Source organism: Rhizobium arsenicireducens (assembly GCF_964021225.1).
Window position 1 is genome coordinate 855,883 of the sequence record NZ_CAXHYK020000001.1, and the last position, 12,986, is coordinate 868,868.

The 12,986-nt window shown below is 62.5% G+C and carries 10 protein-coding genes; 7 read left to right on the forward strand and 3 right to left on the reverse strand.

What is annotated here, in order from left to right; all coding sequences use genetic code 11:
* Positions 1-137 precede the first annotated feature (137 nt).
* Positions 138-2,510 carry a methyl-accepting chemotaxis protein gene (locus tag ACWPVA_RS04060; protein WP_454286455.1) on the reverse strand — a complete coding sequence of 791 codons (2,373 nt, stop codon included), beginning with the start codon at positions 2,508-2,510 and terminating at the stop codon, positions 138-140.
* A gap of 221 nt (positions 2,511-2,731) precedes the next feature.
* On the opposite strand from ACWPVA_RS04060, the gene ACWPVA_RS04065 reads away from it, so the two are divergent.
* The 3 genes from ACWPVA_RS04065 to ypfJ all read left to right on the forward strand — a co-directional run bounded on the left by ACWPVA_RS04065 (position 2,732) and on the right by ypfJ (position 6,041).
* Positions 2,732-4,216 (forward strand): amidase, encoded by a 1,485-nt coding sequence (locus tag ACWPVA_RS04065; RefSeq protein ID WP_454286456.1) that lies wholly within the window; start codon positions 2,732-2,734, stop codon positions 4,214-4,216.
* Positions 4,217-4,332: 116 nt separating this feature from the next.
* Positions 4,333-5,004 carry a glutathione S-transferase family protein gene (locus tag ACWPVA_RS04070; RefSeq protein WP_454286457.1) on the forward strand — a complete coding sequence of 224 codons (672 nt, stop codon included), beginning with the start codon at positions 4,333-4,335 and terminating at the stop codon, positions 5,002-5,004.
* Positions 5,005-5,114: 110 nt separating this feature from the next.
* Positions 5,115-6,041 carry a KPN_02809 family neutral zinc metallopeptidase gene (gene ypfJ, locus ACWPVA_RS04075; RefSeq protein ID WP_454286458.1) on the forward strand — a complete coding sequence of 309 codons (927 nt, stop codon included), beginning with the start codon at positions 5,115-5,117 and terminating at the stop codon, positions 6,039-6,041.
* A gap of 35 nt (positions 6,042-6,076) precedes the next feature.
* On the opposite strand, the gene ACWPVA_RS04080 is transcribed toward ypfJ, so the two are convergent.
* Positions 6,077-6,556: an SRPBCC family protein gene (locus tag ACWPVA_RS04080; protein ID WP_454286459.1), complete on the reverse strand. Its 480-nt coding sequence runs from the start codon at positions 6,554-6,556 to the stop codon at positions 6,077-6,079.
* 45 nt (positions 6,557-6,601) lie between these two features.
* On the opposite strand from ACWPVA_RS04080, the gene ACWPVA_RS04085 reads away from it, so the two are divergent.
* Positions 6,602-6,934: an ArsR/SmtB family transcription factor gene (locus ACWPVA_RS04085; protein WP_454286460.1), complete on the forward strand. Its 333-nt coding sequence runs from the start codon at positions 6,602-6,604 to the stop codon at positions 6,932-6,934.
* A 313-nt stretch (positions 6,935-7,247) separates the two neighbouring features.
* Entirely contained in the window at positions 7,248-8,648 is a 1,401-nt protein-coding gene (locus ACWPVA_RS04090; RefSeq protein WP_454286461.1) for an MATE family efflux transporter, read from the forward strand.
* A 37-nt stretch (positions 8,649-8,685) separates the two neighbouring features.
* Here the strand turns inward: ACWPVA_RS04090 and carA are convergent, their stop codons facing one another.
* Entirely contained in the window at positions 8,686-9,891 is a 1,206-nt protein-coding gene (gene carA, locus ACWPVA_RS04095; RefSeq protein WP_454286462.1) for a glutamine-hydrolyzing carbamoyl-phosphate synthase small subunit, read from the reverse strand.
* Positions 9,892-10,214: 323 nt separating this feature from the next.
* Here carA and ACWPVA_RS04100 point away from each other — a divergent pair, with 323 nt between their 5' ends.
* Positions 10,215-10,667 carry a GatB/YqeY domain-containing protein gene (locus ACWPVA_RS04100; protein WP_454289523.1) on the forward strand — a complete coding sequence of 151 codons (453 nt, stop codon included), beginning with the start codon at positions 10,215-10,217 and terminating at the stop codon, positions 10,665-10,667.
* Positions 10,668-10,960: 293 nt separating this feature from the next.
* The gene (gene dnaG, locus ACWPVA_RS04105; RefSeq protein WP_454286463.1) at positions 10,961-12,976 is read left to right on the forward strand and encodes a DNA primase; all 2,016 of its coding nucleotides are present in this window, start codon (positions 10,961-10,963) and stop codon (positions 12,974-12,976) included.
* Positions 12,977-12,986 lie beyond the last annotated feature (10 nt).

A 12,986-nucleotide genomic window follows, 5' to 3' on the forward strand; every position in this document is an offset into this window, starting at 1 on the left:
CGGTGGTGACGCCTGTCATCGATCCGCGCGCATTCAAGTCGGCTTTCGGCTGCCGGGCACAATGCGCACGAGCACTCCAGCACAAATGAAAATGGCGGACCGAGGCCCGCCATCCTGCGTGACGAATAGGATCGGTATCAGAACTCTTCCCAGTCGGCGGATGCAGCGGTGCTCATGGTACCGACGGCGGCGGCCAGACGATTGCCGAGTGCGCGGGCCGGGGAGGCGACGGGGACGCTTACCCGCGTTGCGGTGGCCACGAGCGGTCGTGACGCCATCGGCTGGGCGACCGGCGCGCTTGCTGGCGCGGCAGGCGTTGTCGCGCGGAAACCTGTTGTGTTGCCGGTGCCGAGGTTGAACTGAGCAAGGCGGGCGGATAGCGCCGAGACTTCCGACACAAGCGTATGCGAAGCGGCATTGGTCTCCTCGACCATGGCCGCATTCTTCTGGGTACCCTGGTCCATGATGGTGACGGCGGAATTGATCTCGCTGAGGCCCGTCGACTGGTCGCGGGCGGCCAACACGATCGCCTGGACGTTTGTGTTGATCTGCTGCACTTCGGCGACGATCGCCTGTAGCGCTTCGCCGGTCTCACCGACCAGCGAGACGCCGTGCTTGACCTGCTCACCGGAGGCGGTGATCAGCCCCTTGATTTCCTTCGCGGCATTGGCGGAACGTTGCGCGAGTTCGCGCACCTCCTGGGCGACGACGGCAAAGCCCTTGCCGGCTTCGCCGGCGCGTGCCGCCTCGACACCGGCATTCAGTGCCAGCAGGTTGGTCTGGAAGGCGATCTCGTCGATCACGCCGATGATGTTGGAGATCGACTGCGACGACTGCTCGATCGCGCTCATGGCGTCGACGGCGGTGCGAACCACTTCGCCCGAGCGCTCGGCGCCCGCCTTGGTCCGGCTGACCTGGAGTCCGGCATCCTCGGCACGCTGGGTCGATTCGTGGACCGAGCGGGTGATCTCGGCCAGCGCCGCGGCCGTCTGCTCGACGGAGGCGGCCTGCTGCTCGGTGCGGCGGGCGAGGTCGTCGGCGGCGGAGCGGATCTCGTTCGAACCGTTCTGAATGGTCGAGGCGTTCTCGCGGAAGGAGAGCATGGCGGCCTGAAGCTTTTCGATCGACTCGTTGAAATTGCCGCGGATAGAATCGAGCGCGCCGCTGAACGGCTTTTCGAGGCGCACCGTCATGTCGCCGTCCGACAGGCGGGCAAGGCCGTTGCCGAGTTCGCTGACGACGAAGCGGATTTCTTCCTCGCGGGCCTGATGGCCCTTGGACCGTTCGTTCCGCTCGACTTCTTCCTGGACGCGATGGGCCTCGGCTTCATTCTCGAGCTGAACCTTGCGGCGGTTGTTCTCCAGCAGGATCTGCAGCGAGCGGGAAAGGTCGCCCAGTTCGTCGGACTTTTCGCGGTCAGTCAGTTCGACGTCGAGGCGGCCTTCGGCGATCTGCGTGGTCTGGTGGATCACGCGGTTGATGCGCCCGATGAAGCCACGGGCGAGCAACCAGCCGGCCACGACCAGAAGAACGGCCGCCAGGCCGATGATCGCCGCGGAATTCCAGACGATCTTGGTGAGGCTGGCATAGACCGTCGCGCTGGGTACCGAGACGACGACGTTCCAGACGGCACCTTCGAACGGCACGATCGGCAGCGCCACGGCGAGATCTTCGGTGCCGTCGGGCCGGACGATGGTCTGGGCCTCGCCGGGCTTGGCCAGGGCGCGCTCCCAGGCTGCGGCATCGACGCCGCTTTCCTTGAGCGCCTTGCCCATCACCGCCTTGTCCGGGTGGCTGACGAAAGCATTGGCGGAGGAGAGCAGTGCGACATAGCCGTCACCCAGCGGGCGTTTGGCGGCAAGGTCGGCTGCCGTCTTGTCGAGGTCGATGTCGGCGCCGACATAGCCGACGACCGCACCGTTGGCGCGGGTCGGCAGCGACAGGGTGGTCATCAACACGTCCTTGCCGTTCACCGGGTAGACGTAAGGCTCCATGAGGACCGGTTTGCCGGTCTTCACCGGCAGTTGATAATAGTCGCCGGCGCCCGGCTTGTCGTAGTCGACCAGGACCTCGACCTTGATGTCGCTACCGGCGCGGAACACGTAAGGCACGAAGCGGCCGCTCGCGTCGTGGAAAGGTTTGCCGACATAGTCCGCGTCCTTGCCGTCGAAGGCGTTCGGTTCCCACCCGGTCGAGACACCGATCGCGCCCGGATAGCCTTCGAGCGTCTTGTGCAGAAGGGCCACGGTATTGTCGCGGGTTGCCGAGCCGGTTTCGCGCAGCGACGTGATCGCCGCCTCCAGACCGCTGACCATCCGGTGTCCATCACGCAGACCCGCATTGATCTCGGCTGCGGCCTGCTGCGCGGCTGCGCGCATTTCGTTGAGGCTTGCGGTGCGGATATTGTCGTAGGAGATCGTCACCAGCGTGGCTGCGACGCCAATCGTCGTCACGACACCGAGCGCGACCGCCGAGAATATGTTGCGGCTTGTGGCCGATTTGAAAAGCATGGGGTGCCCCCTCTCGAGCAGGTTTCTGAACCTTCGGTCCGCATGGCGAACCGGCAGGTGACCACGCGGTTTGCCAGCGCAGCCGGGCAAGATTAGACTTTTCGTGGTTAAGCAGATGTTTAAAGAGGCTCAATGTCGGTGCCGTTTTGGCGCTTTACTCGATTTATTGCGTTGTCGGCGCCGTTTGACCTGCTAGTTTGGACAAAAAAGCGGGGTATGGGATGTATTCTTCCTATTTTGAGCATGACGGTTTGGGGCTTGCCGACCTGGTCCGGCGCGGCGAGGTCAGTGCGCCCGAGCTGGTCGAGACCGCGATCACCGCGATCGAAAGGCTGAACCCGCCGCTCAATGCGGTGATCCGGCCGATGTTCGACGAAGCCCGGCAAGCGGCAGCCGGACCGCTCAGTGACGGCCCGTTCGCCGGTGTGCCTTTCCTGCTGAAGGACCTGTTGTCGCAGGTCGCGGGCATCCCGACCTCGCAGGGCAACCGTCTCTGGGCCACGATCCCGGCCTCCGCCGACAACGAGCTCGTCAAGCGCTGGAAGCGGGCGGGATTGATCATCCTCGGCAAGACCAACACGCCGGAGTTCGGCCTGACGCCCTATACCGAGCCGGAGACCTTTGGTCCGACCCGCAACCCCTGGGACCTGACGCGTACGCCGGGCGGCTCGTCCGGCGGCTCGGCGGCCGCAGTTGCCTCCGGAATGGTACCGCTCGCGTCCGGCGGCGACGGAGGCGGCTCGATCCGCATCCCGGCCTCCGCCTGCGGCCTGTTCGGCATGAAACCGACGCGCGGCCGCAACCCGGTCGGCCCCTTCATCGGCGAAGCATGGTCTGGCCTTGCTGGGGAACATGTGCTGACCCGTTCGGTACGAGATTCGGCCGCCCTGCTCGACGCCACCCACGGCTCCGACATCGGCAACCCGCATCCGCTGCCGGAGTTTCGCGGATCGTGGCTCGACGCCGTCGGGCGTCCGCCGAAGCGCCTGCGGATCGCGGTGTCCTGCGAACCGATGCTCGGCAAGGCGGTCGCGCCGGAGGTTCGCGCGGCCTTTGCCGAAACGGTCCGCCTGCTCGAAGGTCTGGGACATGAGGTGGTGGAGGCCGCCCCACCGGTCGAGCGCGAGCGGTTCTCGCTCGCCTTCCTTACGGTGCTTGCCGCCGAGCTGCGCGCCGACATCGAGTTCATCGCCGAATTGAGCGGTGTCCGGGTGCGGCCGGAGGATTTCGATGCGTCCTCCTTCGGCCTCGGCCTGCTCGGCCAGGCTTTCTCTGCCGCCGAACTGGCTGCGGCACTGCGCTACCTCAAGCTCTCGGCGCGATCGATCCTCGGCTTCTTTGAAACTCACGACGTACTGATGACGCCGGTCCTCTCCAGCCTGCCGGTGAAGATCGGCGCGCTCCAGCCGAAACCGGTCGAGAAGAAGCTGATCCGCTTCATGGGGCATATCCACGGCGGGTCGCTGCTGAAGAAGCTCGGCATCGCCAACCAGCTCGCCGCCCAGACCTTCGAGTTCATCCCCTGGACGCCGGTATTCAACGTCACCGGCCAGCCGGCCATGTCGGTGCCGCTCGCTTGGTCACCCGAGGGGCTGCCGATCGGCATGCATTTCGTCGGCCGCTTTGCCGACGAGGAAACCCTGTTCAGCCTCGCAGGAGAACTGGAGCAGGTGCGGCCATGGAAGGATCGGCGACCGCCGGCTTGAGGCCTGGGCGGGTTCGATGGAAAACGCCGGGGCGAGGAAACCGCTTGGGCGGCTGAAGCGTATTGCTTGCATGTGGCCCTGCGCATTTCCTGTCGGCGTCGCCCATGGAGCAGTCGATGATCATTGTCCACTACCTCGAGAATTCCCGCGCCCATCGCATCCTCTGGCTGCTCGAAGAACTCGGCGTTCCTTATGACATCAATGTCTATCGTCGTGGCGCGGACATGCGGGCGCCGGCAAGCCTGAAGGCGGTGCATCCGCTCGGCAAATCGCCGGTGATCGAGGACGGCGGAAAGGTGATTGCCGAAAGCGGGGCGATCATGGAGTACCTGATTGACACCTATGGTGGGCAAGAATTGCGTCCACCGGCGGGAACAGACGAGCGGCTGCGCTACACCTATTTCCTCCACTATGCCGAGGGTTCGGCCATGCCGCTGCTGGTGATGAAACTGGTTTTTGCCAAGTTGCCGCACCAGGTGCCGCTGTTGCTAAGGCCGATTGCAGCGCTGATAGCCAAGGGGGCGGGTTCCAAATTCCTCGATCCGCAACTCAAGGATCACGTCGCTTTCTGGGAAAGCGAACTCGGCCGCGACGGATATTTTGCCGGTGCAAGCTTCACGGCCGCCGATATCGCGATGAGCTTCCCGATCGAGGCGGGCATGTCGCGGTTTGGTGAACAGGCCACTGCGCTGCCGGGGATCCGGAGTTTTCTTGCCGCGATCCGGGCAAGGCCGGCCTACCGGCGGGCGCTGACACGTGGCGGCGCTTATGACTATGCCGAAACCTGAGCATTTGCCTTGTCCGTCTGTTCGTTCCCTGATTTCCATGGTTCTGTGGAACGCTTTGCTTTATGAAGGGTTTGAAGCCGCAGGCATGCGTTACGGAGAGGGATGAGATCATGGAATGGAAGGGTCGGCGACAGTCGGACAATGTCGAGGATCGACGCGGCAGGTCCGTCGGCCGCAGCGGAATGGGCCGCAATCCCTTCGGCCGTTCCGGTATACAGATCCCGATGGGCAGCGGCCGCCGCGGTGGCGGGCTGAGCATTGGCACGATCATCTTCCTTGTCGTCATCTACTTCGTACTCAAGATGATGGGCATCGACATGCTGCAGGTCTTGGACGGGGGCTCCGCGCCGCCGGCCGGCTACGAGCAGTCAACGGGAGAACAGCCGACCGCGCCTGCATCCGACGAGATGACCGCTTTCGTCCGGACCGTTCTGGCCGAGACCGAGGATACCTGGAACGGTATTTTCAAGGCCTCCGGCGAAAACTATCAGGAGCCGACCCTCGTGCTGTTTTCCGGGCAGGTCCAATCGGCTTGCGGTTTTGCCTCCTCGGCTACGGGGCCGTTCTATTGCCCGGGTGATCGCAAGGTTTATCTCGACACGAACTTTTTCCAGCAGCTAAAAGACCAATTCGGCGCGTCGGGTGATTTCGCCGAAGCCTATGTCATCGCTCACGAGATCGGCCACCACGTGCAGAATCTGACGGGGGTACTGCCGAAGTTCAACCAGTTGCGGCAGCAGATGAGCGAGGTCGAGGCCAACCAGATGTCGGTGCGTGTCGAATTGCAGGCCGACTGCTATGCCGGCATCTGGGCAAGCTACACCGAGCAAAAAGGCTTGCTCGAAGCCGGCGACCTCGAAGAGGCTCTGAATGCGGCCCATCAGATCGGCGATGACACGTTGCAGAAGCGCAGTCAGGGCTATGTCGTGCCCGACAGCTTCAGCCACGGAACCTCCGCCCAGCGGGCAAAATGGTTCAAGCGTGGTTTCGATAGCGGCGAAGTCTCGTCCTGCGATACGTTTTCGGGATCGATCTGATCTTCGGGACGCGATGCGTTCCGTCGATTACCTCTCTATCGATACATCCCCTCGCGCAGGTTGATCCCGTATTCGATCCAAGCCTTGAGGGCACAGAGCATCTGTGCCCAGCCCTGGCAGTTGCCGTAGGATGCGGCGAGGCCCGTCGGGGATTCCCTCCAGCCTTCCTCGGCGATCGTCACCAGGGTTCTGCCATCTTCGAGCGGAGCGAAGGTCATGGTGACTTGCGTCTTGTAGCCGGCACCGGCGGTGACTGCGTCGCCGTCGGCCGGGCCGCCTTCGTTTGCTTCCCATCGGAGCACGATCCGGCGGTCCTGTTCGACCTCGATCACATCCACGGGGAAGGCGCCAGGGAAGTCGTGGAAATCCCACGTGACAGTCGCTCCCAATTCGAGCCGCCCCTTGGCGCCGCCAGTGGTGAAATACTGCGACAGGTTCTGGGGATTGGCGACGGCCTCGAAGACATCGTGCACGGGGCGGGCGATATGGGCGGATACTTTGAACTTGAGTTCCATCATGGCCTCCTTGTATCGGCATCGATCATGTTATAAAAATATAACATGACTGCTTCACATCTGGAAGATACTGTTTTCAAGGCGCTGGCGGCGCCGGTGCGCCGGGCGATCCTCGATGCATTGAAGAAAGGCCCCAAGACGACGGGTGCCCTTTGCGATTCATTTCGATCGCTTGACCGTTGCACGGTGATGCAACACCTGAAGGTGCTTGAGGGCGCAGACCTGGTCATTTTCCGGCGCGAGGGGCGAGAGCGCTGGAACCACCTGAACCCGCTGCCGATCAAGGCGATCCATGACCGCTGGATTGGTGCCTATGCGGCCGACGCGGTCAACCTCCTGGCGCGGATGAAGAGCGAGCTCGAAGGGCCGCTCTCCTGAGGCGATCGATGAAGTCGGTCCGGCGCCGCGCCTGGATGAAGGCGGATATTGCGCACAGGTCCCCGGTCCGTTCCTCTACTCTCCGAGCCGCCATATAGGGTTGCCGCTCAGAGCCTTTGTGGACTTTGTCTGGCGGGATCGGGCGCCTGCGCCAAAGGAATTACGCATTCCATCAGCCTTTGTGATCTATCAACGAAATTTTCTGCACTATCCCGCTGCGGCTTGCTACCGCAGCGGGTTTCTTCTATCCAAGCGATAGACGCCGCTCGCCAGTATCCCCTGGAAGCGGCTTTTTTCGTCTTGGATAAAGCTCATGTCTAGCCATCGTGTTTACCCATCAGCTGGGAAGACGGCCAATAGCTGGGCCTCGCATGTTCGTGCGACGCTCGCGCTCGGAATACCGCTGATCGGCGCGCAATTGGCACAGCTCGGCATCCATACGACCGATGTCGTGATCGTCGGCCAGCTCGGTGCGCAGTCCCTTGCCGCCATGGTCCTGTCTGGTCAATTCTTCTTCACGATCTTCATCTTTGGCTCCGGCTTTTCGATTGCCGTCGTGCCGATGGTGGCGCAGGCCTATGGCCGGGGCGACGTCGTGTCCGTGCGCCGCGCGATCCGCATGGGCATGTGGGTGTCGATTGGCTACACACTCTTGACCGCGCCGCTGTTCTTGAATGCCGAGGCGATCCTTCTGGCGCTCGGGCAGAAGCCCGAGGTTTCCGCGCTCGCCGCCGACTATGTGATGATCGTGCAGTTCGGCCTGTTGCCGGCGCTGCTCTTTGCCGTGCTGCGTGCCCTCGTCAGCGCAATCGGCCGGGCCGGGATCATTCTCTATGTCACGCTTGCCGTTCTGGTGATGAACGCGGTGCTCGCCTATGCGCTGGTGCTTGGTCATTTCGGCCTGCCGCGGCTTGGCATGATCGGGGCGGCCATCGTCGCGGTCATCGTCCAGTGGGCGAGTTTTCTGTTTATGGTCGCCTATATCCAGACGCGCCCGGAGACCCGCCGCTACGAATTGTTCGTCCGCTTCTGGCGCCCGGACTGGCAAGCCCTTTGGGAAGTGCTGCATCTCGGCCTGCCGATCAGCATCACGGTGCTCGCCGAAGTCAGCCTGTTCACGGCCGCCTCGCTGATGATGGGCAAGATCGGCACGATCGAGCTTGCAGCCCACGGGATCGCGCTTCAACTCGCCTCGATCGCCTTCATGATTCCGCTCGGCCTGTCGCAGGCAGCAACTGTCAGGGTAGGGGTTGCGCACGGACGGGGCGACTATCCGAACCTGATGCGGGCGGCGATCGCCGTTTTGGGGATCGCCAGCGCGATCGCGATTGTCGGTGGGCTGCTTTTCTACTCGATACCGCGCGTGCTCAGCAGCGCCTTCATTGACTTGAACACGCCGGATGCTAGCGCTGTCCTCGACTTCGCCGTGCCGCTCGTCGTGATCGCCGGCATATTTCAGCTTGTCGATGGCCTGCAGGCGATTGCCAGCGGCTTGCTGCGCGGCCTGAAGGATGCGCGCATCCCGATGGTCATGGCGCTGATTGCCTACTGGCCAATCGGTTTCTTCCTCGCCTGGGTCATGGCCTTTCCACTGGGGCTCGGTGGCATCGGTATATGGCTCGGCTTCCTGATCGGCCTGATGAGCGCGGCGCTTTTGCTTTGCCTGCGCTTCTTCCAGAAGATGCGCTACGAAATGAAAACGGCCCGGGTCTGACCGGGCCGCATCTCAACTTTCTAATCTGAGAGTCGGATCAACGCTCTGCGAGCGCGGGCTCACCCTTGTTCTCGCGCACCATGTTGATGAAGCGACGGAAGAGATAGTGGCTGTCCTGCGGGCCGGGCGAAGCTTCCGGGTGGTGCTGCACCGAAAAGACAGGCTTGCCAGCGAGGCGCAGTCCGCAGTTCGAACCGTCGAACAGCGAAACGTGAGTCTCTTCAACGCCTTCCGGCAGCGACTTCGAATCGACGGCGAAGCCATGGTTCATAGAGACGATCTCGACCTTGCCGGTGGTGAAGTCCTTGACCGGATGGTTGGCGCCGTGATGGCCCTGGTGCATCTTTTCGGTCTTCGCTCCGAGTGCGAGGCCCAGCATCTGGTGGCCGAGGCAGATGCCGAACAGTGGCTTGTCGGACTTGATCAGGTTCTGGATGACCGGAACGGCATATTTGCCGGTTGCAGCCGGGTCGCCGGGGCCGTTCGACAGGAAGATGCCGTCGGGCTGAAGCGCCAGGATGTCTTCTGCACTTGTTGACGCCGGTACGACGGTCACCTTGCAGTCGAGGCCGGCAAACAGACGAAGAATGTTGCGCTTTACGCCGAAGTCGACGCAAACGACGTGATACTTTGCATCGGCCGAGCCCAGCGTCGAATAGCCTTCGTTCCACACCCACGGTTTTTCGTCCCAGGTCGAGGATTGGCCGGATGTGGCGACCTTGGCGAGATCGAGGCCGACGAGACCGCTCCAGGCCTTGGCTTCCGCCTTCAGCGTGTCGATATCGAACACGCCGTTCGGGTCATGGGCGATGACCGCGTTCGGCGCACCATGCTCGCGGATCCAGGCGGTGAGCGCTCGGGTGTCGATGCCGTATAGTCCGATAATGCCGCGGGCCTTCAGCCAGGCATCGAGATGCTTGACGGCGCGGTAGTTCGACGGGTCGGTAATGTCAGCCTTGAAGATCACGCCGACAGCGCCGTGGCGGGCCGCCGGCGTCAGGTCCTCGATGTCTTCGTCATTCGTGCCGACATTGCCGATGTGCGGGAAGGTGAAGGTGACGATCTGACCGAGATAGGACGGATCGGTCAGGATTTCCTCGTAGCCGGTCAGTGCCGTATTGAAGCAGACTTCGGCCTGTACCTTGCCGGTGGCGCCGATCCCCTGGCCTTCGATGACGGTGCCGTCGGCGAGAACGAGAAGCGCGGTCGGCTTGCGGGTGGTCCATGGGGCTGTCGAGGTCATGTTCGTTCCTTGTCCGGCCGAGGACCACCGATCCCTTGAAGAACCGGAGCCTACGCGCCATTTATGATCGCAGATCAAGGTCGCGCAACGAAGCGCGGTTTCCCCCTGATGACAATTTTCGTGCAGGTGCCGATAAATAGACGGATCAATCAGCAAGGTCAATTCGTTGCTGTGGAAAGCGTGGAAATTGGACCCATGTATTTCAATGGGTTGCCCAATTGATTTGCGTGGACCCAAAGGTCTGTTTAAGAGTTCGGCAAAATGACAAGGAAAAGCCATAATTGGCGGCGCTCGGCAACTGGCTTTCCCATGGAGATGAAGAGATGATGCGTGACAGGCTCACCGAGGTTATGAAAGAATCGCTGAAGGCGAAGGATGTACGCCGCACTTCGACCGTGCGGCTGATCCAGACCGCGATCAAGGATCGCGATATCGCCAATCGCGGTGTCGGCAAGGATCCGGTCACCGATGACGAGATCATGCAGATCCTGATGAAGATGATCAAGCAGCGCGACGAATCGGCGAAGATCTACGCCGATAACGGCAGGCCCGAGCTTGCCGAGCAGGAGCGGCAGGAAATCTGCATCATCAAGAGCTTCATGCCGGATCAGTTGTCCGAGGAGAAGGTGCGCGAGCTCTGCGCTTCGGTGATCACCGAAACCGGTGCTCAAGGGTTACGCGACATGGGTAAGTGCATGAACACTCTGAAAGAGCGCTATCCCGGCCAGATCGATTTCGCCAAGGCTTCCGGCCTGGTCAAGGATCTGCTGAAGTAAGTACGTCTTCTGCGGAAGACTGCCGGAACTCCGCCTTCGGGCGGAGTTTTTCGTTGAGCTCCTTTGGGCGCTTCTGCTGCGCGGTGAAATGGCGCAGAGAAAGCGAAGGTTGCCGGCGATGGGGTGATCACAGGCTTGGTCCGATCCGCAGTTGCCAGACATTTGCCGGCCTTTGGCAATGTCAATTCACCTGTCATTCTGGTCAAGCGCTGTGGATAGCGGGCGCAAGTTCTGAAACCCTTGGCGCTTCCCGTATTGCCCGCCTATATGGAGGGAACGACCAAGAGGCCGACATGCGCTTTTCCAACGATTTCCTCGACGAGATACGCGACCGCGTGCCGATTTCGGCTGTGATCGCCAGGCGTGTGTCGTGGGATCGCAAGAAGACCAATGTGTCGCGTGGCGATTATTGGGCATGTTGCCCGTTTCATGGTGAAAAGAGCCCGAGCTTCCACTGCGAGGACCGCAAGGGACGTTACCATTGCTTTGGCTGCGGCGTATCCGGCGACCATTTCCGCTTTCTCACCGACCTCGAGGGCCTGAGCTTTCCCGAAGCGGTCCAGCAGATCGCCGATATGGCAGGCATTGCCATGCCGAAGGTGGATCCGCAGACGGAGCGGCGCGAGAAGGAGCGCACGACACTTCAGGACGTCATGGAAATGGCGACGCAGTTTTTCCAGGATCAGCTGCAGACGGCGAGTGGCGCCAGGGCCCGGGCCTATTTGCGCGAACGTGGACTTTCGGGGCGGACGATCGAAACCTTTCGGCTCGGCTATGCGCCTGAGAGCCGCAATGCGCTGAAGGAACATCTGGCCGCCAAGGGCGTGCCGAAGGAGCAGATCGAGGCTTGCGGCCTGGTGCGGCATGGGCCCGACATTCCCGTGTCCTACGACTATTTCCGCGACCGCATTATGTTCCCCATCCTGTCTTCGCGCGACAAGGTGATCGCCTTTGGTGGCCGGGCCATGGCGCCGGATGCGATGGCAAAATACATGAACTCGCCGGAGACTGAGCTGTTCCACAAGGGGAATGTCCTTTTCAACCTGTCGCGCGCGCGTCGCGTCTTGCAGGGCGCGGGAGGGGCGGACACGATCATCGCCGTTGAGGGCTATATGGACGTGATCGCTCTGCATCAGGCGGGTATCGAGAACGCGGTCGCGCCGCTCGGCACAGCACTGACCGAGAACCAGCTCGACCTGATGTGGAAGATGACCCCGGTGCCGGTGCTCTGTTTCGACGGCGACAGTGCCGGCCAGCGTGCCGCCTTCCGTGCCGTGGATCTGGCGCTTCCGCATCTCAAGCCTGGTCGGTCGGTGCGGTTTGCGATGCTGCCGGACGGCAAGGACCCGGACGACCTGGTCAAGCAGGACGGTCGGGCGCCGTTCGACAAGCTACTCGCCGAGGCTCGGCCCCTGGCCGAAATGCTGTGGACGCGCGAGGCCGGTGGCGCGCAGTTCGATACGCCGGAAAAGCGCGCCGAGCTTGAAGCGCGAATGAAGCAGGTGGTCCAGGTGATCGCCGACGAAAATGTTCGCCGCCACTACCAGCAGGACGTCCGCGACCGGTTGAATGCCTTCTTTCAGCCAAGCCAGGGGGCGCGCAATGAGCGCCGCGGCGGCTACGAGCCGGGCAATCGTGGCGCCGGCCGTGGCGGAGCGGCGGGGCAAGGTCGGTTCGGTGGGCGGGCGCCGGGGCCATCGGCCGGAGGCGGTGGTGCGATCTCGGACCGACTGGCGCGTTCCGGTCTCGTCAAGGGCCATCTGGATCAGCCGGCGCTTCGCGAAAGCGTTCTTGCGCTTACCATCGTCAATCACCCGCAGCTGCTGCAGGACGAGTATGACGAAATCGCCTCGATCGACTACGATAACCGCGAACTGCAGAAGCTCTGGTCCTCGCTGCTGACCATTGCGGCTGGCGCCGGGGCGCAGCTCACCCGCGAGGTGCTGATTGCGCGCCTCGAAGAGCAGGGCCATGGCGCACTCATCAAGGGTCTTGACCAGCAGATCCGCAATGCACGGCTGTGGACTGCGACCGAGATCGCAGCACCCGAGGACGCAGGTGAGGGCTATCACCAAGCCCTTTCCCTACATAAGCGGACGAAGGCGCTGCGGCGCCAGCGCATCGAGCTTGAGCGCGAGGTGGCGGAGGCGACGGAGGCCGAGGATGGTGACCGTATTGGCCAGTTGATCGGTGCGCTGCATGAGGTGCAGCTCGAAATCACCCGGATGGAAAACCAGGAAGCGATCATCGACGGCTTCGGCGTGATGTCCGGACGTGTCAAAGGTGCCGCCACGGGTCACAGTGCGTAGCGCCTCCCGC

Coding starts and splice junctions, on each gene's coding strand:
- ACWPVA_RS04060 (WP_454286455.1), bottom strand. CDS start 2,510: ATGCTTTTCAAATCGGCCACAAGCCGCAACATATTCTCGGCGGTCGCG.
- ACWPVA_RS04080 (WP_454286459.1), bottom strand. CDS start 6,556: ATGGAACTCAAGTTCAAAGTATCCGCCCATATCGCCCGCCCCGTGCAC.
- ACWPVA_RS04070 (WP_454286457.1), top strand. CDS start 4,333: ATGATCATTGTCCACTACCTCGAGAATTCCCGCGCCCATCGCATCCTC.
- carA (WP_454286462.1), bottom strand. CDS start 9,891: ATGACCTCGACAGCCCCATGGACCACCCGCAAGCCGACCGCGCTTCTC.
- ACWPVA_RS04085 (WP_454286460.1), top strand. CDS start 6,602: ATGACTGCTTCACATCTGGAAGATACTGTTTTCAAGGCGCTGGCGGCG.
- dnaG (WP_454286463.1), top strand. CDS start 10,961: ATGCGCTTTTCCAACGATTTCCTCGACGAGATACGCGACCGCGTGCCG.
- ACWPVA_RS04100 (WP_454289523.1), top strand. CDS start 10,215: ATGATGCGTGACAGGCTCACCGAGGTTATGAAAGAATCGCTGAAGGCG.
- ypfJ (WP_454286458.1), top strand. CDS start 5,115: ATGGAATGGAAGGGTCGGCGACAGTCGGACAATGTCGAGGATCGACGC.
- ACWPVA_RS04065 (WP_454286456.1), top strand. CDS start 2,732: ATGTATTCTTCCTATTTTGAGCATGACGGTTTGGGGCTTGCCGACCTG.
- ACWPVA_RS04090 (WP_454286461.1), top strand. CDS start 7,248: ATGTCTAGCCATCGTGTTTACCCATCAGCTGGGAAGACGGCCAATAGC.